Genomic DNA, 22,161 nt, shown 5'->3' on the forward strand with positions numbered 1-22,161 from the left:
CGCCCGGCCCGGACGACTGCGGCGGGGGCGGCGCGGGCGCGGGGTGACCTGCCCGGTCAGCCGCGCAGGCGCAGGCCACGGGGGGTGGCCCGGAAACCGGCTGCGGCGAGCGCGTCGCGCAGCGGGGACGAATGCACCGCCCCACCGTCGGCCCGCTCCACCGACATCGCCCCCAACGCCCCGGAGTGCACCGCGTCGGCGAGCGCCTTGCCGGCGGCGGCCAACGCGTCGGGCTCGGCGGTGAACGAGAGGATGGTCCGCCCACCCCGTTCGACGTAGAGGGCCAGGTCACCGCCGACCAGCACCACCACCGACCCGGCCTTGCGGCCGGCCCGGTGCCCGGTGCCCGGTGCGGCGTCGTCGCCCGAGTCGACGGCCCGTTCCGGCCAGGGCAGCGCCGCGCCGTACGGGTTGGCCGGGTCGGTGGCGGCGAGCACCACGGTCGGCCCGTCGCCGCGCCCCCGGCCCCGGTCGGTCGGCTCGGCGAGCGCCCGCAGCCGGTCCACCGCACCGGGCACCGCGAACTGCGCCGCGCCCAGCCCCTCGACGAAGTAGCCCCGCCGGGCAGCGCCGCGCTCCTCCAACGCGGCGAGCACCGGATAGACGGCGGCGAACCCGCCGACGACCTGCTCGGCCACCACCGCGCCCCGGGTCACCACCCCGTGCCGGTCGAGCAGCAGATCGGCCAGGGCGGCGGCCCGTCGGGTCGGATCGGTGTCCCGCTCCGGCAGCCGCGACCAGCGCCCGGCCACCGTGGGCGGGCCACCCCGGCTGGGCAGCGCCACCCGACCCGGGCGACGGTAGCGGGTACGCGGGGCGGCCGGGCGGGACCGGTGCGCGCCGCCCGCGCCGAGCGCCGCCCGCAGCGGGGCGAGGGTGTCGTTGGTGAGCTGCCCCGCCCAGACCAGATCCCAGATCACCGCGGTCAGGGCGGTGTCGTCGTCGGAGCCCACCCGGTCGGACAGCGGGCGGAAGAACAACGCCTGCCCGTCGGCGAGCGCGTCCAGCACGGCGGCGTGCAACGGGGTGCCGGCGAAGGTGTCGTCCGGCGGGGGGAGCAGCAGCGGTGCGACGTCCGCGTACGCCAGGGTGATCCAACCGTCGCCGCCGGAGATCGCCCCCGAGCCGGCCCAGACCACCTCACCCCCGGCGCACAGCTCGTCGAGCTGGGCGGGGGAGTAGTCGGCGACCCGGGCGGGCAGCACCAGCCGCTCCCACGCCGACGCCGGCACCGCCGTGCCCTGCAACTGCTCGATCGTGGCGGCCACCGCCTCCACCCCGCGCGCCGACGAGCCGATCTGCTGCCAGCGGGGCAGGAAGCCGGCCAGCACCCGGGGCGGCACCGGTTCGATCTCCCGGCGCAGCGCGGCGAGCGACCGGCGGCGCAGCAGCCGCAGCACCTCGGCGTCGCACCACTGGGTGCCCACGCTGTCCGGGGCGAACTCGCCGGAGACCACCCGCCCGGTCGCGGCGAGCCGACGCAACGTCTGCTCCACCACGAAAACCCCGAGCCCGAAGCGGGCGGCGCAGGTCGCGGCGGCGAACGGCCCGTGGGTGCGGGCGTACCGGGCGACCAGGTCGCCGAGCGGGTCGGCCACCGGCGTCAGGTACGCCTCGGCCACCCCCACCGGCAGTGCCACCCCGAGCGCGTCGCGCAGCCGGGCCGCGTCCTCGATGCCCACCCAGCGGTCCTCGCCGGCGATCCGGACCCGCAGCGCCCGGCGGGCCGCCGCCAACTCCACCGGCCACTCCACCGGCACGCCCCGCTCGGCCAGCTCCGCCTCGGTCAGGTCGCCGAGGACCCGCAGCAGCTCGGCGACGTCCTCGGCGTCGCGGGGTCGACGCTGGTCGGTGCGCCAGCGCAACTGCCGTTCGGTCTCGGCGAGCACCGCCGGGTCGAGCAGCTCGCGCAGGTCCACCCGGCCGAGCAGCTCCCCGAGCAGGGCCGAGTCCAGCGCCAACGCGGCGGCCCGCCGCTCGGCCAGCGGCGCGTCCCCCTCATAGAGGAACGCGCCGACATAGCCGAAGAGCAGCGACCGGGCGAACGGCGAGGGGCGTTCGCTCTCCACCTCGACCAGGCGGACCTTGCGGCTGGCCAGGTCGCGCATCAGCCCGGCCAGGGCGGGCTGGTCGAAGACGTCCTGGAGGCACTCCCGGGCGGCCTCCAGGGTGACCGGGAAGTCGGCGTACTCGCGGGCCACGTCGAGCAGTTGGGCGGCGCGCTGGCGTTGCTGCCACAGCGGCTGCCGGCGGCGCGGGTCACGCCGGGGCAGCAGCAGCGACCGGGCGGCGCACTCGCGGAACCGGGCGGCGAACAGCGCGGAGGTGCCCACCGACTCCTCGACCAGTTGGGCGATCTCGTCGGGCTCGAACACCACCACGTCGGCGCCGGGCGGCTCGTCGGCGGTGTCCGGCAGCCGCACCACGATCCCGTCGTCGGAGGGCATCGCCTGGGCGTCCACGCCGTAGCGTTCGGCCAGCCGGCGGCCGATCGCCAGCGCCCACGGCCCGTTGACCCGGGCCCCGAGCACGCTGTGCACGGCGAGCCGCCAGTCACCCAGCTCGTCGCGGAACCGTTCGACCAGCACCGTGCGGTCGTCGGGCAGCGAGCGGGTGGCGGCCTGCTGCTCACGCAGGTAGGCCATCAGGTTGCCGGCCGCCCAGTCGTCGAGGCCACCGGCCCGCAGGGCGGTCAGGGCGGTGGCGTCGTCCTGGCGCAGCAACGCCCGGATCCGGCTGCCGATGGCCCGGCCCAGCTCGACCGGCCGGCCCAGCTGGTCGCCCTTCCAGAACGGCATCCGGGCCGCCTGGCCGGGTGCGGGGGAGACGAGCACCCGGTCGGGGGTGATCTCCTCGATCCGCCAGGACGAGGAGCCGAGCAGGAAGACGTCGCCGACCCGGGACTCGTAGACCATCTCCTCGTCCAGCTCACCGACCCGGGCGGCGCGCTGCGCACCGGCCAGGAACACCCCGAACAGGCCCCGGTCGGGGATGGTGCCGCCGCTGGTGACGGCGAGGCGCTGGGCCCCCGGCCGCCCGGTGAGCACGTCGGTGGCCCGGTCCCAGACCAGTCGGGGCCGCAGCTCCGCGAAGGCGGTCGACGGGTAGCGGCCGGAGAGCATGTCGAGCACCGCGTGCAGCGCCGAGTCGGGCAGCTCGGCGAAGGGCGCGGCCCGGCGGACCAGCACCGCCAGGTCGCCGAGCGACCAGGGTTCGAGGGCGACCATGGCCACGATCTGCTGGGCGAGCACGTCGAGCGGGTTGCGCAGGTAGTGCAGCTCCTCGATGGCGCCGGTCGCCATCCGCTCCGCGACCACCGTGCACGAGAGCAGGTCGCCCCGGTGTTTGGGGAAGACCACCCCCCGGGACACCGCCCCCACCTGGTGTCCGGCCCGGCCGACCCGTTGCAGGCCGGCCGCGACGCTCGGTGGGGCCTCGATCTGCACCACCAGGTCGACCGCGCCCATGTCGATGCCCAGTTCCAGGCTGGAGGTGGCCACCACGGCGGGCAGCCGGCCGGACTTGAGGGCCTCCTCGATCTGCTTGCGTTCCTCCCGGGAGACGCTGCCGTGGTGGGCCCGGGCGATCACCGCATCGGCCCCGGTCGCCGTGCCCGACTGGGCCATCACCTCGGCCGGCGGTCCGGCGGCGGCGTCGGCCGGCTTCCCGGCGGCCCGGTCATCGGCGGCCGGCGCTCCGACGGTCTGTTCCTCGGCGGCCAGCTCGTTGAGTCGGGCGCAGAGCCGTTCGGCGCTGCGCCGGGAGTTGGTGAACACGATGGTCGAGCGGTGTGCCCGGATCAACGCGAGGACCCGTTCCTCCACGGCGGGCCAGATCGACGCCCGGCGCGGGCCGGGCCCACCCAGGTCGTCCTGGAGGGGTTGCTCGGTCTCGTCGAGCCGGGTCATGTCCTCCACCGGGACCTGGACGCTCACCTCGATCGTCTTGGGGGTGGCCGGCTGCACCACGTCCACCGGGTGGGCACCGCCGAGGAACCGGGCGCACCCGTCGATCGGCCGGACGGTGGCGGACAGGCCGATCCGCTGGGCGGGTCTTTCCAGCAACCCGTCGAGACGTTCCAGGGAGAGCGCCAGGTGGGCGCCGCGTTTGGTGCCGGCGACGGCGTGCACCTCGTCGAGGATGACGGTCTCGACGCCGCGCAACGAATCCCGGGCCGCCGAGGTGAGCAGCAGGAACAGCGACTCGGGGGTGGTGATGAGGATGTCCGGCGGGGTGCGGGCGAAGGCCCGGCGTTCGTCGGCGGGAGTGTCGCCGGTGCGCATCCCGACGGTGATGTCCGGCGGGGTCACACCGAGCCGGGTGGCCGCCTGCCGGATGCCGGCGAGCGGAGCGCGCAGATTGCGCTCGACGTCGACGGCGAGCGCCTTGAGCGGGCTGACGTAGAGCACCCGGCAGCGTCGCCGGGCGTCGGCCGGCGGCGGTGCGTCGGCCAGCCGGTCGAGCGACCAGAGGAACGCCGCGAGCGTCTTACCCGAGCCGGTGGGTGCCACCACCAGGGCGTTGCGGCCGGCGGCCACCGAGGTCCAGGCACCGAGCTGGGCGGCGGTGGGGGCGGCGAAGGCGGCGCTGAACCACTCCCGGGTGGCCGGGGCGAAGCCGGCCGGCACTTCCCGGCCGTCGCCCGCGCCGGCCGGGCCCGCCGGGTTCGCCCTGCCCGCCGTGCCGTCCGGGTCCGCCGTGCCCTCCCTGCCCCGCCTCGTCACGTCCCCATCCTGCCTCGGCGGTGTGACATCTGGCCGGCGCGGATGCTGGACTGTCCGACGCCGCGAGAGAATAGCGAATTAGCCGATTAGTACGTTAAGTCTTACTTAACTGCTTGCTTGCGACCCACAACATAAAGTAACTTCACTCGGACTGCCGCAACGGGTGAGAGGAATCGGATGTTCGTCGAGGAGCGTGGCCCGACGCCCGGCACCGACGTGCTCATCCGCAAGGTCGAAGGGCATCTCACCGCCCTGCGGACCAGCCTGCGCGGCCCCGAGCTGGAGCTGGCCGAGCGCCTCGCCGACAGCCTGCGGGAGCTGGTCGTCTCCACCGCCCAGGCCAGCGCGGCCGACCGGGGTCAGGTGCGCGTCGCCGTGCACTACTTCGTGCTCCGCCGGGAGAGCCGCGGCAAGCTGCTCCCGGTGCGTTCGCTCGCCGTCGCCCAGCGGGTGGTCGACAAGGTCGCCCTCCAGCTCGGTCGCCCCGACCTGCTGGTCGAGCCCCGGCGGGCGCTGACGCCCGCGCTCCCCGGCGGCGAGACTCCGCCCGGCTGACGGGCGATTTCCCGAAAAGCCCCCACCGGGGGCTGAACTGGCGTGTGATCGGTGCGGAACGGGACAATTCGCCCGGTATGCGCCGCCAGTTCGACGGGAGGACGCGTGCTCGTACTGCTGCTCCTGCACCTGGTGGCGGCGCTCCTCGCGCCACTGCTGGTCCGGTGGTGGGGTCCGCGCGCCTGCTATCCGCTCGCGCTGGTGCCCGCCGCCGCGTTCGGCTGGGCGCTGACCCGCACCTCGACGGTCCGCGACGGGGGCGCGGTCGTCGAGACGTACCAGTGGATCGGGCAGCTGGACCTCGACGTGGCGTTGCGGATGACGACGCTGTCCTGGCTGATGACCCTGCTGGTCGGCGCGATCGGCGCGCTGGTGCTGGTCTACTGCGGCCGGTACTTCGCGCCCGGCGCGGTGGGCCTGCCCCGGTTCGTCGCGGTGCTGGTCGCCTTCGCCGGCGCGATGCTCGGCTTGGTCCTCGCCGACGACCTGCTGCTGCTCTACGTCTTCTGGGAACTCACCACCGTCTTCTCCTACCTGCTCATCGGGCACAGCACCGAGCGACGCTCCAGCCGCTGGGCGGCGGCCCAGGCGCTGACCGTCACCACGCTGGGCGGGCTGGCCATGCTGCTCGGCTTCCTGATCCTCGGCGGGCACGCCGGCACCTACCGCTGGTCGGAGATCGCCGCCGCCCCCCTGCCCGGCGGTGCGACGCTGGTCGCCGCCGTGCTGCTGATCCTGACCGGCGCGCTGGCCAAATCGGCGATCGTGCCGTTCAACGGCTGGCTGCCGGTGGCGATGGCCGCGCCCACCCCGGTCAGCGCCTACCTGCACGCGGCGGCGATGGTCAAAGCCGGCGTCTACCTGATCGGCCTGCTTGCCCCCGTGCTCGCCGACACCGGCCCGTGGCGGCCGGTGCTGCTCACCCTCGGCCTGGTCACCATGCTCGCCGGCGGCTGGGCGGCGCTGCGCCAGTGCGACCTGAAACTGCTGCTGGCCTACGGCACGGTCAGCCAACTCGGCCTGCTGACCGTGACGATCGGCACGGGCAGCGCCGACGCCGCGCTCGCCGGGGTGGCGATGCTGCTCGCCCACGCCCTGTTCAAGGCCGCCCTGTTCCTCGTCGTCGGCATCATCGACCACGACGTCGGCACCCGCGACCTGCGGGAACTCTCCGGCCTCGGCCGTCGGGCCCCGGCGCTGGCGGTGGTCGCCACGCTCGCCGCCGCCTCGATGGCGGGCGTGCCGCCGCTGCTCGGCTTCGTCGCCAAGGAGGCGGTCTTCACCGCGCTGGCCACCCGCCCGGTGGTGCTCGCCGGGCTGGTCCTGGGCACCGTGCTCACCGTCGCCTACAGCATCCGCTTCCTCTGGGGTGCCTTCGCCACCCGCCCCGGCACCGCCGAGGCCGCACCGGAACCGATCCCGCTGCCGATGCTCGTCCCACCCGCCCTGCTCGCGGTCGCCGGGCTGGTCGCCGGCCCGACCGCCGCCGCGCTCGACGGCCTGCTCGGCCCGTACGCGGAACTCTTCGGCCCGCCGCACGACACGCTCGCCCTCTGGCACGGCCTGACCCCCGCCCTCGGCCTGTCCGCGCTGGCGCTGGCCGGCGGGGCCGTGCTGCACGCGGTACGCGGCCCGCTCGCCCCGGCGCTGGCCCGCTGGAAGCTGCCGTTCACCGGCAACCAGGGGTACGAATGGGCCACCCACCACTTCGACCGGCTGGCCATCGAGGTCACCGGCGCCACCCAGCGCGGCTCACTGCCGCTGTATCTCGGCACCGTCCTGCTGGCCCTGGTGCTGGTGCCCGGCACCGCCCTGGTCAGCACGAGCCCGTGGCACACCCGGATCGCGCTCTGGGACAGCCCGCTGCAACTGGTGGTCGGGCTGGTGATCGGGGTCGCGGCGGTCTTCGCGGTGAACGCCCGACGACGGCTGACCGCGATGCTGCTGGTCGGGGTGACCGGCTACGGCACCGCGATGCTGTTCGTGCTGCACGGGGCACCCGACCTGGCGCTGACCCAGTTCCTGGTGGAGACCTCCACCATCGCCGTCTTCGTGCTGGTGCTGCGGCGGCTGCCGGAGCGGTTCTCCGCCCGGCCGCTGCGCCGCAGCCGGTGGGCCCGCCGGGTGCTCGGCGTCGCGGTGGGCGTGGTGCTGGCCGGGCTGGCGCTGATCGCCTCCGGGGCCCGCACCGCGGTGCCCATCTCCACCGCGTTCCCGGCGCTCTCCGTCGCCGAGGGGTACGGGCGCAACGTGGTCAACGTGACCCTGGTGGACATCCGGGCCTGGGACACCATGGGTGAGATCTCGGTGCTGGTGGTGACCGCCACCGGGGTGGCCAGCCTGATCTTCGAGCGGTCCCGCACCGGACCGCGCCCCCGCCGGGTCGAACCCGCCTCGCCCCGACACGACGACCGGCCGGTCTGGTTACGTGGCGGGGCGACCCTGCACGCGCGACGCCGGTCCATCGTCTTCGAGGTGGTGACCCGGCTGCTGTTCCACACCATCGTGCTCTTCTCGCTGTTCCTGCTCTTCTCCGGCCACAACGCACCCGGCGGCGGCTTCGCCGGTGGCCTGGTGGCGAGCCTGGCGCTGGCCGTGCGCTACCTGGCCGGCGGCCGGTACGAACTGGCCGAGGCCGCCCCGATCGGGGCGGGCACGGTACTCGGGGCCGGCCTGGCGATCTCCGTCGGTGGTGGCGTGCTGTCCCTGCTGACCACCGGGACCGTGCTGGAGAGCGCCAAGGTCGACCTGCCGCTGCCCGGCCTCGGTGGGCCGTACCTGGTCACCTCGCTCTTCTTCGACATCGGCGTCTATCTGATCGTGGTGGGGCTGATGCTGGACATCCTGCGCAGCCTCGGAGCGGAGATCGACCGGCACGTCGAGGCGGCCGGCAAGTCCGACCGGGGGCTCGTCGTCGACCACGAGGGGGACCGACGGTGAGGGGCGGCGGGGCGGGACCCACGCTGGTGCTGGTGATCGCCGTGGGCCTGCTCACCGCCACCGGGGTGACGCTGCTGCTGGAGCGCAGCCTGACCCGGATCTTGCTCGGGGTGATCCTGTTCGGCAACGGGGTGAACCTGCTCATCCTGGTCGGTGGCCGTTCCGGGGTGGCTCCGGTGGTCGGCACCGGCCCGGAGGACGAGATGAGCGACCCGCTGCCGCAGGCGATGGTGCTCACCGCCATCGTGATCACCTTCGGGCTGACCGCCTTCCTCGCCGCCGTGGCGTACCGCAGCTGGTATCTCGGCGGCAACGACGAGGTGCAGGACGACGTGGAGGACCAGCAGATCGTCGCGCTCGCCGCCCGCAACGAGGTGGCCAACGCCGATCTCGGCGGCGAGGGACCCGGCGACGACCCGGAACAGGTCGACCCCGAGCCGCCCCAGCGGGGGCCACGCCGACCCGGGGGTACGCGATGACCGCGCTCCTACCGTTCCCGGTGGTGGTGCCGCTGCTCGGTGCCGCCCTCACCCTGATCCTGGTCAACCGACCCCGGTTGCAGCGCACCGTCAGCGTGGTCGCGCTCGGCACCAACCTGGTCGTCGCGGTGCTGCTGCTGGTGCGGGCCCACCGGGACGGGCCGGTGGTGACCGAGGTGGGGGGCTGGCCCGCCCCGGTCGGCATCGTGCTGGTCGCCGACCAGCTCGCCGCGCTGATGCTGGTGGTCTCCTCGGCGGTCACGCTCTGCGTGCTGCTCTACTCCATCGGCCAGGGCCGCGCCGAGACCAGCGAGTCGGCGCCGGTGAGCATCTACCACCCGACGTACCTGGTGCTGACCGCCGGGATCACCAACGCGTTCCTCGCCGGTGACCTGTTCAACCTCTTCGTCGGGTTCGAGATCCTGCTCGCGGCGAGCTTCGTGCTGATCACCCTGGGTGGCACCGAGGCCCGGATCCGCACCGGCTCGACGTACGTGGTGGTCAGCATCCTCTCCTCGATGATCTTCCTGGCCGCGGTGGGCCTGGTGTACGCGGCCACCGGCACCCTCAACCTGGCGCAGCTCGCCGGTCGACTCGACGCGCTGCCCGACGGCGTACGGCTGGCGTTGCAGTTGATGCTGCTGCTCGCGTTCGGCATCAAGGCGGCGATGTTCCCGCTCTCCGCGTGGCTGCCGGACAGCTACCCGACCGCCCCGGCACCGGTCACCGCCGTCTTCGCCGGCCTGCTCACCAAGGTCGGCGTCTATGCGATCATCCGGACCGAGACGCTGCTCTTCCCCGGCGGTCAGGTGGCCAACGTGCTGATGGTGGGGGCCGGGCTGACCATGGTGGTCGGCGTGCTCGGCGCGGTGGCCCAGTCGGACATGAAGCGGCTCTTCTCGTTCACGCTGGTCAGCCACATCGGCTACATGATCTTCGGGGTGGCGCTGAGCACCACCGCCGCGCTCTCCGGCGCGATCTTCTACGTGGTGCACCACATCACCATCCAGACCACCCTGTTCCTGGTCGCCGGCCTGGTCGAGGAGCGGGCCGGCAGCACCGACCTGCGCCGGCTCGGCGGCCTGGCCCGGGTCACCCCGCTGCTGGCGGTGCTCTTCTTCGTCCCCGCGATGAATCTGGCCGGCATCCCACCGTTCTCCGGTTTCCTCGGCAAGGTCGGTCTGCTCCAGGCCGGGGTGGCCCAGGGCGGCCCACTGCCCTGGGTGCTGGTCGTCGCCGGCACGGTGACCAGCCTGCTCACCCTCTACGCCACCTCCCGGGTGTGGAACATCGCGTTCTGGCGGGCCCCGCAACTGGCCACCGCCGAGCCGGTCGTCCGGCTCCCCGGGTTGATGGTCGGGGCCACCACCGCCCTGGTGGTGCTGGGGCTGGCCCTGACCGTCGCCGCCGGCCCGCTGTTCCAGGTCACCGCCGACGCCGCCGTCGACCTGCGGCTGCGCACCCCGTACGTGCGGGCCGTCCTGCCCGGCGGTCCACCGTGAGCGGCGCGTCGTCACGACCCACCGGACGACGTCGGGACCAGCTCATCGCCCTCGGTTGGCTGGTCGTGGTCTGGAACCTGCTCTGGGGCCACTTCTCCCCGGCGAACGTCCTCACCGGTCTGCTGGTCGGCGGGTCGGTGCTGCTGTTCTTCCCGCTCCCGCCGGTCTCCTTCGGCGGCCGGTTGCGACCCCGGGCGCTGCTGGTGCTGGCCGGCACCTTCGTCGTGGAACTGGTCAGCGCCAGCATCCACGTCGCCGCCATCGCCGTGCGTCCCGGCTTCCGCCCGCGCGGCGCGATCATCGGGGTGCCGCTGCGGGTACGCACCGACCTGAACCTGGCGCTCACCGCCGAACTGCTCTCCCTGGTGCCGGGCACCCTGATCGTCGAGGTGGACCGGGAGTCCGGCGTCCTCTACGTGCACGTGCTCGACGTGCGCTCACCGGCCGACATCAGCGGCAGCCGGGAGCGGATCCTCGCCGTCGAGGAACGCATCGTCCGTGCCGTCGGCTCCGAGGCGGAGTTGCGACAGCTCCTCACCGAACCCACGGAGGCACCGTGACCGTCGTCCTCGCCGTCGTCCTGACCGTGCTGCTGTCGACCACCGCGCTGCTGGCGTTGGCCCGGATCTACCGGGGGCCGTCGCTGCTGGACCGGGTCATCGCCGCGGACCTGCTGCTCGCCGCGATGCTCAGCGCGGTCGGCGCGGAGGCGGCGGTGAACCGGCACGCCACCACGTTGCCGGTGCTGGTGGTGCTCTCCCTGCTCGGTTTCGTCGGCTCGGTCGCCCTGGTCCGCTTCGCCGCCCGGGAGGAGTCGTGAGCGTGGGTACGGTGGTCGACTGGTTGGCCGCCGTCGCCCTGGTGTCCGGGGCACTGCTCAGTCTCGCCGCCGGGATCGGTGTGCTGCGCTTCCCGGACGTGCTGGACCGGATGCACGCCGCCACCAAACCCCAGGTGCTCGGGGTGCTGCTGTTGCTGGTCGGGCTGGCGCTGCGGCTGCGTACCGCCGCCGACCTGGGCATGATCATGCTGGTCGGGGTCTTCCAGTTGGCCACCGCCCCGGTCGCCGCCCAGATGATCGGCCGGGCCGCCTACCGGTCGGGTCGGGTGGACCGCAGCCTGCTCGACGTCGACGAGCTGGCCGGACACCAGCCCGAGCCGGCTGGCCCCCGGCCGGAGCGTGCCGACTTCCGGTCCGGGGACGACGGTTCCCGTTCCGGGGACGGTGGTTCCCGGTCCGGGGACGGTGACTCCCAGGCCGAAGGCGGTGACCCCCGGTCCGGGCCCGGTGGACAGCGGGAGTGACGCCGCGGACAACGGGGAGGAGCAGGCACTTTGTGCCCACCCTCAGCGGGCTTCCAGCGAGCGCCGATAGAATTGCCGGATGATCGACTCTTCTGCCCAGGAGGGCAGCAGTAGCCAGCCGGGTCGTGCCCGGCAATCCCCCGCCCCGACGTCCACGGGAGCCCTGAGCGACCCGTGTTGATCGTCGTCGGCCTCGCACTCATCATCGTTCTCACCGCCGCCACCGGCTACTTCGTGGCCCAGGAGTTCGGCTACGTCGCCGTGGACCGGGGCAAACTCAAGCAACTCGCCGACGACGGCGACGCCAAGGCCGCCCGCGCCCTGGAGGTCACCGGGCGGCTGTCGTTCATGCTCTCCGGGGCACAGCTCGGCATCACCGTGACCGCCCTGCTGGTCGGCTACGCCGCCGAGCCCTACCTCGGTGCCGGGCTGGCCGAACTGTTCGGCGGCGTCGGCGTCTCCACCGGGGTCAGCCTGCCGCTGTCGGTGGCGTTGGCGCTGGTCATCGCCACCGTCGTGCAGATGGTCCTGGGTGAGCTGGCCCCGAAGAACCTGGCCATCGCCCGGCCCGAGACGCTGGCGCGGGCGCTGAGCCGGTCCACCCTGATCTACCTGAAGATCGCCGGGCCGCTGATCACGCTCTTCGACCGGGCCGCCGTCCGGTTGCTGCGCCGCCTCGGCATCGAGCCGATCGAGGAGCTGCCCAGCGGCGCCACCCCGGCCGACCTGGAGCAGATCATCGCCGAGTCCCGGGAGGAGGGGCACCTCGACGCCGAGATGTCCGACCTGCTCGACCGGGGCCTCGACTTCCGGGAGCTGACCGCCGGGGAGGCCATGGTCCCCCGGGTCGACGTGCACACCATCCGGGCACACGAGCCGGTCAGCCGGGTGGTCGAGCTGCTCGACACCGGTCACTCCCGTTTCCCGGTACGTGGTGCCGAAGGCGTCGACGACCTGGTGGGCGTGGTCGGCATCGCCGACGTGCTCGGGGTGCCGCCGGCCGAGCGCGCCACCACCCCGGTCAGCGCGGTGGCCGTACCGCCGCTGCTGGTGCCGGAGACGTTGCCGCTGCCCACGGTGCTGGACCGGCTGCGGTCCGGGCACCGGCAGCTCGCCTGCGTGGTCGACGAGTACGGCGGCTTCGCCGGCGTGATCACCCTGGAGGACATCGCCGAGGAACTGGTCGGGCCGATCCGCGACGAGGACGACCCGCCCGACCGGGCCCCGGCCCGGCAGGAGGACGGTTCCTGGGTGGTGCCGGCCCGCTGGCGCATCGACGAGGTCGCCGACAGCACCGGCATCTCGCTGCCCGAGGCCCCCGAGTACGACACCCTCTCCGGGCTGGTCATGCGGGAGTTGGGCCGGGTGCCCGAGGTCGGTGACCGACTGGAGGTCGTCCTGCCGGCCGACGGCGACGAGCCCACGGAACGCCCGAAAGCCCTGATCGAGGTGCTCGCGGTGGACCGGCACGTGGCCGACTCGGTGCGGCTCACGATGGCCGCCGACCCGGGTACGGGCACGCAGCCCCGGACCGCCCGCAGCGGAAGCGACCGACGCCGTGGTGCGAACGTCCGCGCCACCGGCGGCGGGGGCGACCGTGCCGGGGGCACGAATGCCCGCGCCACCGGCAACGGCCCGGACGTGCACGTCGCCCGGGGTCGGGAGGAGCGCTCATGAGCCCCGTTGTCGCACTGCTGGTCTCGGTGCTGCTGCTCGCCCTCAACGGCTTCTTCGTGGCCGCCGAGTTCGCCCTGGTGGCGGCCAAGCGCTACCGGCTGGAACAGACCGCCGCCGGTGGCGGCCGGGCGGCCCGCGCCGCCCTGGACGGGGTACGTGAGCTGTCCCTGATGCTGGCCGGCGCGCAGCTCGGCATCACGCTGTGCACGCTGGGCCTGGGCGCGTTGGCCGAGCCGGCGATCGAGCACCTGCTCAGCCCGTTGCTGCACGCCGTCGGGCTACCGGCGGCAGCCAGCCACATCATCGCGTTGATCTTCGCGCTGGGGCTGGTGACGTTCCTGCACCTGGTGGTCGGCGAGATGGCCCCGAAGTCGTGGGCGATCACCGACGCGGAGCGCTCGGCGACGCTGCTGGCGCTGCCGTTCCGGGCCTTCGCCCGGGTCGCCCGGCCGGTGCTGTCCCTGCTCAACGCCCTGGCCAACGCGATGCTGCGACTGGTCGGGGTGCAGCAGCAGGACCAGCTCGCCCAGGTACACGGCCCGGACGAGCTGCGCATCCTGCTGGAGCAGTCCCGCGAGCACGGGCTGCTCGGTGCCGAGCAGCACCAGATGCTGACCAGCATGCTGGAATTGCAGGGCACCACCGTCGCCCAGGTGATGGAACCCTTCGACCAGATCGTCACGGTCCACCGGGACGACACCGCCGAGCGGATCGAACAGGTCAGCCGGGACAGCGGCCGGTCCCGGCTCGCCGTCCTCGACGGCGGCGGCGAGGTGTGCGGGCTGGTGCACGTCCGGGAGGCGGTCCGGGCGGTCACCACCGGCCGGGCGGCCACCGCCGCCGAGCTGATGAGCCGCTCGTTCACCCTGCCGGCCACCTCCTCGGTCACCGAGGCGGTCGCCGCGATGCGCGCCGACCAGGCCCAGTTGGCGCTGGTCCGTAACGGCGGCGGGCCGACCCGGCCGATCGGATTCGTGGCTCTGGAGGACCTGCTCGAAGAGGTCATCGGCGAGTTCGACGACGAGACCGACCCGATCCCCCGGGGCCGCCGCCTGCGCTGACTGTCGGCCCGGCCGGGCCGACGCGGTTGAGGCTCCGGCGAGCAGTGGTGGTGCACCGGCTGCCCCCGAGGTGGCGGCATCGAGGTGCGGTGGACCCGTTACCTCGGCCCAACGGAGTCGATCAACGACCCCGCCCCGCCCCGGGGCGGGGTCGTTCCGTCGGGGTGGTCGAGGAGTGCCCGGCCGATCAGGGGGAAACCGCCACCCGCCGGGTAGGTCAGGGCCGGCTCCTGCCTGGTCGGTCGGGGGACACCTCGACTGCCGGGTCGGGGGCGGCGGGCGGAGGACGGGGGAGTGGCGGGGATGCGGTTGACCGGGGTGTCCCACGAGTCCGGTGCGACCGGGTTGGCGGTGAGCACCACCCTGACCAACCCGAGCACCCGCCCGGGGCTGCGGCTGCCGGGGCAGGTGATGCTCAGCGCCGGGGCGCAGGACGTGCCGGTGCGGCACGTACGGCTCGGGTTGGTGGCGACTGCCGAACCTGACGACCCCCGCTCACCCCGTCACCTCGTGCAGTACCACCAGGTGACGGTGGGGGGTCGGTTCGTCGTACCGGCCGGGCGGCGGCGGGCCATCGACTTCGCCGTACCCCTGCCGTGGGAGACGCCGGTGACGATCTTCGGTGGGGTGCCGTTGATGAGCCTACGCACCGGGCTGCGTACCGAGGTGTCGGTGGACCCGGAGCTGGAGCAGGGCGCGATGGTGCCGATCTTCGTCCACCCGTTGCCCACCCAGCAGCACGTGCTGGCGGCCCTGGACACGCTCGGCTTCGTCCTGCGGCAGGCGGGCCTGGTGTCGAGCCGACTGCCGGGGGTCGAGCAGAGCCTGCCGGTGCACGAACGCCTCGGTTACTGGGTCGCCCCGCTGTACGCCGGGCCGATCACCGAGCTGGAGCTGATCTTCGTGACCAATTCCGCCGGCCTGGAGGTGCTGCTCTGGATGGACCGGCGGCTCTCGCTGACCGGAATCAGCCATCAGAGCATCAGCCGGTTCCGGACCTGGCACACCGGTGCCGATCAACGCGACTGGGTCTCCGTCGTGGACGGCTGGTTGCGGGCGGCGATCAACCGGCACGCGGCAGCGGCCTCGAACGCGCACTGGTCGGCCCGGATCACCGAGTCGGCGCACGTCAGCCGCCGACCTGACACGCCGGTGCGACCCGGTTACGGGTTGGGCGGCACCGGCGGTGGAGGTGGCATCGGTGGTGGCGGTGGTGGCGGTGACGGCACCTGAATCCGCCCGCGCCCCCGGCGGTGGTGGTGGCACCTGAATCCGCCCGCGCCCACCGCATCGCCCCCGGTGGTGGTGGCTGAATCCGTCGGGGGTCGCCGCCCGGTCGTGCGTCCGGGGAGGGTCAGACCGAGGCGGTGGCGAGCTTGATGCCGAAGCCCAGGAAGAGCATCGCGACACCGGTGGTGGCCCCGGCGGCCAGCCGGCGGCGCTGCCGGAACTGGGCGGCCAGGAAGGTGCCCGCGAAGATCAGCGCGGTCAGGTAGAGCACGCTGGTCACCTGGGCGATCAGCCCGAGCAGCAGGAACGACAGGGCCGGCCAGGCATAGCCGGGGTCGACGAACTGGATGAAGAACGAGATGAAGAAGAGGATGGCCTTGGGGTTGAGCAGGCTGATCACCAGTGCCTTGCGGAACGGGCTGCGCAGCGCCGCCGGCTCGGCCGCGTCGATCAGCCGGGGCGCCGCCGGATCGTGGCGGTCGCGCCACCGCTGCCAGGCCGCGCGCAGCATGGTCAGCCCCACGTACCCGAGGTAGGCCGCGCCCGCGTACTTGATCACGAGGAAGAGCGGCGGGTACGCCTTGAGCAGCGACGCCACCCCGGCGGCCGACAGGAACATCAGCACCGCGTCGCCGAGGAACACCCCACCAGCCGCCCGGTAGCCGACGGCCACGCCCCGCTTGGCGGCGGTGGAGAGCACGAAGAGGGAGTTGGGCCCCGGCAGCAGGACGATCGCCACGGTGCCCAACACGTAAGTCCAGATGTCGGTGATGCCCAGCACGCCCGTCATCCTCGCCCCACCGGGGTGGTGCCGCGAAGTCTTTCCCGCAGCCTGGCCTGTGCGTTCGGCCACTCATCGACGGTCATCGCGTACTGGACGGTGTCGCGCCAGGAGCCGTCCGGACGCTGCCGGTGCATGCGCAGCACGCCCTCCCGGGTCGCGCCGAGCCGGGCGATCGCCGCCTGCGACCGGGTGTTGCGGATGTCGGTGTGCCAGACCACGCGCACCGCCCCCAGCGTGTCGAACGCCCGCCCGAGCAGCAGCAGTTTGGCCTCGGTGTTGATGCCGCTGCGCCACCAGGGGCGGCCGAGCCAGGTGTAACCGATCGCGACGCTGTGCCGCTGCGGGTCGATCTCGTAGAAGGAGGTGGTGCCCACGACCGCTCCCGTCCGGGCGCAGCGCTGCACCCAGGGCACCCGGTCGCCGTCCTGTCGGGCGGCCAACGCGGCGGCGACGACCGCCCGCATCGCGGCCGGGTCGGCGGGCAGCGGGTGGCCCAGGTGGGCCCAGACCTCCGGCTCGGCGGTGGCGGCGAACAACTCGTCGGCGTGCGCGGGGGTCAACGGCTCCAGCAGCACGTGCGCGCCGTGCAGCGGCACCGGCTCCCACCACGGTGCAGCGCCGGAATCCGGCCCCGGCAGGCTGACGACAGGTGTCGGTGACCCGGTGGAGCCCGGCGTCGGCGAGCCGGTGGCGGGCAGGTAGCCCGGGACCGGCGCGACCACCCCGGCGTCCGGCTCGGGCGGGCCGGCGGTCAGCCGGAGCGGCACCACCCCGGCCCAGTGCGGCAGGTCGAGGTCGGCCGGTTCGTCGCGGACCCCGCCGGTGCGGGCCCGCACCGACACCTCGCGCAGCGGCAGGGCCAGGACCGCCGTCTCGGCCAGCTCCCGACGGGTCGGTGGACGACTGTCGGCGGCCCGCCCCGCCCCGACCTTTTCCACCAGGGCGGTCATCGCGGCCCGCTTGTCGTCTTCGCTGGTGACCAGGTGGGCGGTGCCGTGCGCGACGACCGACCGGTAGTTGGCGCTGTGGTGGAACTGCGAGCGGGCGTAGATCAGCCCGTCGAGCAGGGTCACCGTGACGCAGACGGGCAGCCCGGCCTCGCCCCGGGCGGCGAGCAGCGGCCGGCTGCCGGTGGACCCGTGCAGGTAGAGGGTGTCACCGACCCGGACGTGCAGGGTGGGCAGCAGACGCGGCTCACCGTCGACCACGAACCCCAGCACGCAGTGGTAGGCCTCGTCGAGCACGGCGTGGGCGGCGGCCCGGTCGTAGCTCATCCTGTCCCGGGTGCGGCTGGCGGTGGTGCGTGCGGTCGGCGCGTACATGTGACATCCAGACGTTGTTCTAGTACGATCCTGAAACTGTGGCAGCACATTATCAGATCCTCGGGTCCACGTCCGCCGCGATTTCGGCGAGTGTGGAAACGGGCATCCGCACCGGGGTGCTCGCGGCGGGCGACGCGTTGCCGCCGGTCCGCTCCCTGGCCACGACGCTGGCGGTCAGCCCGGCCACCGTCGCCCGCGCCTACCAGGAGCTACGCCAGCGGGGTCTGGTCGTCACGGCCGGCCGGCACGGCACCCGGGTCCGGCCCCGGCCGCCGGTCGCCCCCCCCGGGCCGCCCGGCACCCGGCCCCCGCCCCCGGCACCCGCGACCTGTCCCAGGGCCAACCCGACCCCCGGCTGCTGCCGCCGCTCGGCCCGCACCTGGCCGCGCTCGCCACCGGGATCGGTCCCCCCGTGGGGTACGCCACGACCGGCGTGCACCCCGCCCTGGCCGAGGCGGCCCGCTCCCGGCTCGCCGCCGACGGGGTGCCCGCCGACGAGTTGACCGTCACCGGGGGAGCGCTCGACGGCATCGAGCGGCTGCTCGCCTCCCACCTGCGCCCGGGTGACGCGGTCGCGGTGGAGGACCCCGGCTGGGCCAACCTGCTCGACCTGGTCGCCGCGCTCGGCCTGCGGCCGGTCGGCGTGCCGGTCGACGACGAGGGGCCCACCGTCACCGGGGTGCGCGACGCGTTGACCCTCGGGGCGCGGGCGCTGGTGGTCACCAGCCGGGCGCAGAACCCGACCGGTGCCGCCGTCTCCGCCGGCCGGGCCGAGGCCCTGCGGGCGCTGCTCGCCGGGGCCGACCTGCTGCTGATCGAGGACGACCACGCCGCCGAGCTGTCCCGGCTGCCGCTGCACCCGCTGGCGGGGGCCACGGCGACCTGGGCGTTCGTCCGTTCGGTCAGCAAGCCCTACGGGCCCGACCTGCGGCTGGCGGTGCTGGCCGGTGACGAGGTGACGGTGTCCCGGGTGGCCGGCCGGGCCCGGGTGGGCGCGGGATGGGTCTCCACCGTCCTGCAACGACTCGTCCTGTCGCTCTGGCGCGACCCGGCCACCACCACCCTGATCCACCGGGCCGCCGACGCCTACGAACGCCGCCGGTCCGGCCTGCTCGCCGCGCTCGCCGACCGGGGCGTGGTGGCGCACGGCCGCAGCGGCATCAACGTCTGGCTGCCGGTGCCCGACGAGACCATCACGGTCACCGCCCTGCGGGACGCCGGCTGGTCGGTTGCGCCCGGTGGCCTCTCCCGGCTCGGTGCCCCGCCCGCCGTGCGGATCACGGTCAGTTCGCTCGACGACGCCGACCTCACGCCGCTGGCCGACGCGGTCGCGGCGGCGGTCCGCCCCGCCGACCCGATCGGCTTCACCGCCTGACCCGTGTCGTCGGTCTGCTCCTGCGGGGCTGCGCGGGGGCGGGGGCGGGTGGCGCGGTCAGCCCCGCCGGCTGGACGAAGATCCGCCGCCGGGAGACCGCGTCCCCGGCCGCGTCCAGCTGGTATCCCTCCAGCCAGACCCAGCCGTCGTACGTCGGCCAGTCGAGCACCCGGATGACCCGGAACCGGATGGGGCGGAGAAACTGCACGCTGGCGGCCCTGGTCACGTACACCAGGTCACCGGCCTTCATCGGCGCTCCTGGTCCCGCGCGCGCAACGCCCGCTGCACGCGTCGCTCGCGCCAGACGCGCAGCGTCTCGCCCGCGTCGGCCAGGCGGTCGCAGGAGCCGTCCGGCTGGCAGCGGGAGCAGGCGTTGCGATGGTGGAAGTCGACGACGTAGCCGGCCATGACCACGACGAACGGCGGCTCGGCGGGTCGCTGCTCATACATGCGGCCAGGCCCCCCGGTTGAGCCTGCGTGGGTGGCGCGTGCCCCACCCGGCCTCGGGGCCCGGTCGTCGGGGCGCGGCTCGCCGGTCGGCGGTGGCGTCCCGCTCGGATGTCGCCGCCGGGGGGAGCGACCTGGCCTGCTGTACGACATCGACAGGTTCAGCAGGCCGGTGGAACCACTTGCAACGAGTCATGCCGGACGCTCCTCGACCAGGGTTAAGGGTTGACAGTAGTCCAACTATAACCAGAGCCTATTTAGCTTGTCTAAGTAGTAGAGTACTACTCATAACAATGCAAATCGGACCTACGCTCACCGCTATGGCACTGCTCAAAGGCACGCGGCTGGAGGTGTGGGGAGCTGCCGAGATCCAGGAACGTCTGGGGATCTCACGGCAGCGCACCTACATCCTGATCAGCCGTCGGGATTTCCCGGCTCCGGCAGCTGTCCTCAAGATGGGTCAGATCTGGTTGAAGTCCGATGTGGAGGCGTGGATCGCCGAGAAACGTCCTCACCTGCTCGAAAGCGACGAGGAAGCTTAGGCGAGTCCTCGCCTGACGGGTTGCCTCCGAGGAGCCCGGCGGGTCCTTCGTGGACCTTCCGTGCGACCGGGTAGAACAGTCGCCATGGCCGAGCAGACCGCCCCACCCGGTGCCCGACAGTTCATCCCGCCGCAGGCCGGCACACTGGCCGAGTTGCGTACCGCCGCTGCCGGCTGCCGGGGCTGCGAGCTGCACCGGGACGCCACCCAGACCGTCTTCGGCCGGGGCGACGAGAGCGCCCGGGTGGTCTTCGTCGGGGAACAGCCCGGCGACCTGGAGGACCAGCACGGGCTGCCCTTCGTCGGTCCCGCCGGCCGGCTGCTGCGCCGGGCGGTCGACGACGCCGGCCTCGACCCGGCCCACCTCTACATCACCAACGCGGTGAAGCACTTCCGACACGAGCTTCGTGGCCGGCGGCGCATCCACCAGACCCCGGACCAGGTGCACATCGTCGCCTGCCGACCGTGGCTGGTCGCCGAGTTCGCCCGGCTCCGCCCCGAACTGGTGGTGGTGCTCGGCGCGACGGCGGCGAAGGCCCTGCTCGGTCCGGCGTTCCGGGTCACCCGGCAGCGCGGCGCGTTGCTGCCCTGGCCGGCCGCCGCCGAGCACCCGGACGACTTCACCCGGGCGCCGGTGGACGACACCGGTACGGATGCGCCCGCCGCCCGTCTGCTGGCCACCATCCACCCGTCGGCGGTGCTGCGCGCCGACAGCCAGGAGATCGCCTACCGGGGGCTGGTCGACGACCTCACCGTGGCCGCCCGCGCCCTGACCGGTTGACCGGGTACGACGGCACCGGGCACCGGGCCCCGTCCCGCGCCGCCGCGCGTCGACCGGTAACCCCGGTGCGGGCGGCGGGCCGGCTGCGCGACGATGGGCTCCCCGAACCAGGAGCGTGTGATGACCGCCGACCTGCGCGCACCCACCCGGCCCGACGTCGCCCCGATCCAGCGGCGCACGCTGCGGCTGCTCTTCGTCACGCAGATCATCGGTGGGGTCGGGGTGGCCATCGGGATCTCGGTCGGGGCGCTGCTGGCGGCCCGGGTCGCCGGCACCGCCGTGGCCGGGCTGGCGCAGAGCTGCGGGGTGGTCGGCGCGGCGCTGCTCGCCGTACCGGTCACCCGGATCATGAACGGGCACGGGCGTCGCCCGGGACTGGTGGTGGCGTACCTGGTCGGGGCGGTCGGGGCGCTGCTGGTGGTGCTCGCCACGGCCACCGGTGCGGTGCCGCTGCTCTTCCTGGGGATGCTGCTGTTCGGCGGGGGCACGGCGGCCAACCTCCAGGCCCGCTACACGGCCGTGGACCTCGCCGAGCCGGCCCGCCGGGGCCGGCAACTCTCCCTGGTCGTCTGGGCCACCACCATCGGCTCGGTGGCGGCACCCAACTTCGCCGCGCTCGCCGACGGGGTCACCCGGGGATGGGGCCTGCCGTCGCTGTCCGGCCCGTTCGCGTTCAGCGCCGTCGCGTTCGGCGTGGCTGCGGTCGTACTGCTGCTGCTGTTGCGGCCCGATCCGCTGTTGACCGCGCGGCGGCTCGCGGCGGCCGACGCCGGGACAACGGCCGGGGCCGCCCCACCGGCGGCGACCACCGCGCCGGGCGCGCGGCGGGCCGGTATGCGGGTGGCCTGGCGGGTGGTGCGCGGCCGGCCGGCGGCCCGGCTGGGCATCGCCGCCGTCGCCATCGGCCACCTGGTGATGGTCGCGGTGATGGCGATGACCCCGGTACGTCTCGGCGAGTCGCACTCCGACGCGGATGTGCTGCGTGTCGTCGGCATCGTGCTGAGCGTGCACATCGCCGGCATGTACGCCCTCTCCCCGGTGGTGGGCTGGCTCACCGACCGGTTGGGTCGGCGTGCGGTGATCCTCGGTGGGGTCGGCACGCTGCTGGCCGCGTGCGCGGTGGCCGGCACCGCCGGGCACCACACGCCGCGTCTCTCGGTCGGCCTGGCCCTGCTCGGGCTGGGCTGGTCGGCGACGATGGTGGCCGGTTCGACGCTGCTGTCCGAGGCGGTGCCGTCCGGGGTACGCCCCAGCGTGCAGGGGCTGTCCGACCTGACGATGGGGCTGGCGGGGGCGGGCGCGGCGGCGGCCAGCGGGTTTGTCATGCGGGTGGCGGGTTATCCGACCCTGACCCTGCTGGCGGCGATCGCGGTGGTGCCGTTGGTGGCGCTAGCGTTGCGTCGGGTGCCGCCGACGGCACCCGACGAGGAGGAGTGAT

Annotated in this window: 17 protein-coding genes and 2 pseudogenes; 14 read left to right on the forward strand and 5 right to left on the reverse strand. The window is 73.9% G+C overall.

Annotated elements, in window-relative coordinates; all coding sequences use genetic code 11:
* Positions 1 to 56: 56 nt before the first annotated feature.
* On the reverse strand, positions 57 to 4,724 hold the full coding sequence (locus ACQP2H_RS07750; protein WP_433231834.1) for an ATP-dependent helicase: 4,668 nt from the start codon (positions 4,722 to 4,724) through the stop codon (positions 57 to 59).
* A gap of 177 nt (positions 4,725 to 4,901) precedes the next feature.
* Between ACQP2H_RS07750 and ACQP2H_RS07755 the strand changes: the two genes are divergently transcribed.
* The 10 genes and pseudogenes from ACQP2H_RS07755 (at position 4,902) to ACQP2H_RS07800 (ending at position 15,476) form a co-directional block, all read left to right on the forward strand.
* Complete coding sequence (locus ACQP2H_RS07755) at positions 4,902 to 5,279, forward strand: hypothetical protein (RefSeq protein WP_208569346.1); 378 nt, start codon at positions 4,902 to 4,904, stop codon at positions 5,277 to 5,279.
* Between the two features lie 105 nt (positions 5,280 to 5,384).
* Positions 5,385 to 8,219: a Na+/H+ antiporter subunit A gene (locus ACQP2H_RS07760; protein WP_433231837.1), complete on the forward strand. Its 2,835-nt coding sequence runs from the start codon at positions 5,385 to 5,387 to the stop codon at positions 8,217 to 8,219.
* 26 nt (positions 8,220 to 8,245) lie between these two features.
* Positions 8,246 to 8,698 (forward strand): Na(+)/H(+) antiporter subunit C, encoded by a 453-nt coding sequence (locus ACQP2H_RS07765; protein WP_374197594.1) that lies wholly within the window; start codon positions 8,246 to 8,248, stop codon positions 8,696 to 8,698.
* The gene (locus ACQP2H_RS07770; protein ID WP_219468559.1) at positions 8,695 to 10,200 is read left to right on the forward strand and encodes a Na+/H+ antiporter subunit D; all 1,506 of its coding nucleotides are present in this window, start codon (positions 8,695 to 8,697) and stop codon (positions 10,198 to 10,200) included. The genes ACQP2H_RS07765 and ACQP2H_RS07770 overlap by 4 nt, the downstream gene beginning before the upstream one ends.
* Positions 10,197 to 10,760: a Na+/H+ antiporter subunit E gene (locus tag ACQP2H_RS07775; protein ID WP_219468561.1), complete on the forward strand. Its 564-nt coding sequence runs from the start codon at positions 10,197 to 10,199 to the stop codon at positions 10,758 to 10,760. The genes ACQP2H_RS07770 and ACQP2H_RS07775 overlap by 4 nt, the downstream gene beginning before the upstream one ends.
* Positions 10,757 to 11,020 carry a monovalent cation/H+ antiporter complex subunit F gene (locus ACQP2H_RS07780; RefSeq protein WP_208569351.1) on the forward strand — a complete coding sequence of 88 codons (264 nt, stop codon included), beginning with the start codon at positions 10,757 to 10,759 and terminating at the stop codon, positions 11,018 to 11,020. Before ACQP2H_RS07775 ends, ACQP2H_RS07780 begins: the two co-directional genes overlap by 4 nt.
* Positions 11,017 to 11,505 (forward strand): monovalent cation/H(+) antiporter subunit G, encoded by a 489-nt coding sequence (gene mnhG / locus ACQP2H_RS07785; protein ID WP_357537805.1) that lies wholly within the window; start codon positions 11,017 to 11,019, stop codon positions 11,503 to 11,505. The genes ACQP2H_RS07780 and mnhG overlap by 4 nt, the downstream gene beginning before the upstream one ends.
* Positions 11,506 to 11,679: 174 nt before the next feature.
* A pseudogene (locus tag ACQP2H_RS07790) lies at positions 11,680 to 13,017 on the forward strand (hemolysin family protein); the annotation flags it as partial.
* Between the two features lie 161 nt (positions 13,018 to 13,178).
* The gene (locus ACQP2H_RS07795) at positions 13,179 to 14,243 is read left to right on the forward strand and encodes a hemolysin family protein (protein WP_219468565.1); all 1,065 of its coding nucleotides are present in this window, start codon (positions 13,179 to 13,181) and stop codon (positions 14,241 to 14,243) included.
* Between the two features lie 303 nt (positions 14,244 to 14,546).
* Positions 14,547 to 15,476 carry a sporulation protein gene (locus ACQP2H_RS07800; RefSeq protein ID WP_219470788.1) on the forward strand — a complete coding sequence of 310 codons (930 nt, stop codon included), beginning with the start codon at positions 14,547 to 14,549 and terminating at the stop codon, positions 15,474 to 15,476.
* A gap of 121 nt (positions 15,477 to 15,597) precedes the next feature.
* Here ACQP2H_RS07800 and leuE read toward each other — a convergent pair whose 3' ends face one another.
* Together leuE and ACQP2H_RS07810 are read right to left on the reverse strand one after the other, a co-directional pair.
* Positions 15,598 to 16,263 carry a leucine efflux protein LeuE gene (leuE, locus tag ACQP2H_RS07805; RefSeq protein ID WP_219468570.1) on the reverse strand — a complete coding sequence of 222 codons (666 nt, stop codon included), beginning with the start codon at positions 16,261 to 16,263 and terminating at the stop codon, positions 15,598 to 15,600.
* Positions 16,260 to 17,579, reverse strand: coding sequence for a GNAT family N-acetyltransferase (locus tag ACQP2H_RS07810; protein ID WP_433231844.1), 1,320 nt, complete (start codon positions 17,577 to 17,579; stop codon positions 16,260 to 16,262). Before ACQP2H_RS07810 ends, leuE begins: the two co-directional genes overlap by 4 nt.
* A gap of 38 nt (positions 17,580 to 17,617) precedes the next feature.
* Between ACQP2H_RS07810 and ACQP2H_RS07815 the strand changes: the two are divergent.
* Positions 17,618 to 18,954: pseudogene (locus ACQP2H_RS07815) on the forward strand (aminotransferase class I/II-fold pyridoxal phosphate-dependent enzyme).
* On the opposite strand, the gene ACQP2H_RS07820 reads toward ACQP2H_RS07815, so the two are convergent.
* Complete coding sequence (locus tag ACQP2H_RS07820; protein WP_433231846.1) at positions 18,944 to 19,204, reverse strand: hypothetical protein; 261 nt, start codon at positions 19,202 to 19,204, stop codon at positions 18,944 to 18,946. The pseudogene ACQP2H_RS07815 and the gene ACQP2H_RS07820 sit on opposite strands and share 11 nt — an antisense overlap.
* Positions 19,201 to 19,404: a hypothetical protein gene (locus ACQP2H_RS07825; RefSeq protein ID WP_363823465.1), complete on the reverse strand. Its 204-nt coding sequence runs from the start codon at positions 19,402 to 19,404 to the stop codon at positions 19,201 to 19,203. The genes ACQP2H_RS07820 and ACQP2H_RS07825 overlap by 4 nt, the downstream gene beginning before the upstream one ends.
* 317 nt (positions 19,405 to 19,721) lie before the next feature.
* Between ACQP2H_RS07825 and ACQP2H_RS07830 the strand changes: the two genes are divergently transcribed.
* The 3 genes from ACQP2H_RS07830 to ACQP2H_RS07840 all read left to right on the forward strand — a co-directional run bounded on the left by ACQP2H_RS07830 (position 19,722) and on the right by ACQP2H_RS07840 (position 22,160).
* The gene (locus ACQP2H_RS07830) at positions 19,722 to 19,943 is read left to right on the forward strand and encodes a helix-turn-helix transcriptional regulator (protein ID WP_208569358.1); all 222 of its coding nucleotides are present in this window, start codon (positions 19,722 to 19,724) and stop codon (positions 19,941 to 19,943) included.
* Positions 19,944 to 20,027: 84 nt separating this feature from the next.
* Positions 20,028 to 20,723, forward strand: a complete 696-nt coding sequence (locus ACQP2H_RS07835) for a UdgX family uracil-DNA binding protein (RefSeq protein WP_433231850.1) — start codon at positions 20,028 to 20,030, stop codon at positions 20,721 to 20,723.
* Positions 20,724 to 20,843: 120 nt separating this feature from the next.
* Complete coding sequence (locus tag ACQP2H_RS07840; RefSeq protein ID WP_208569361.1) at positions 20,844 to 22,160, forward strand: MFS transporter; 1,317 nt, start codon at positions 20,844 to 20,846, stop codon at positions 22,158 to 22,160.
* Position 22,161 lies beyond the last annotated feature (1 nt).

Origin of the sequence: Micromonospora sp. CA-248260, assembly GCF_050942205.1 — a bacterium.
GTDB classification, from domain to species: Bacteria; Actinomycetota; Actinomycetes; order Mycobacteriales; family Micromonosporaceae; genus Micromonospora; species Micromonospora antibiotica.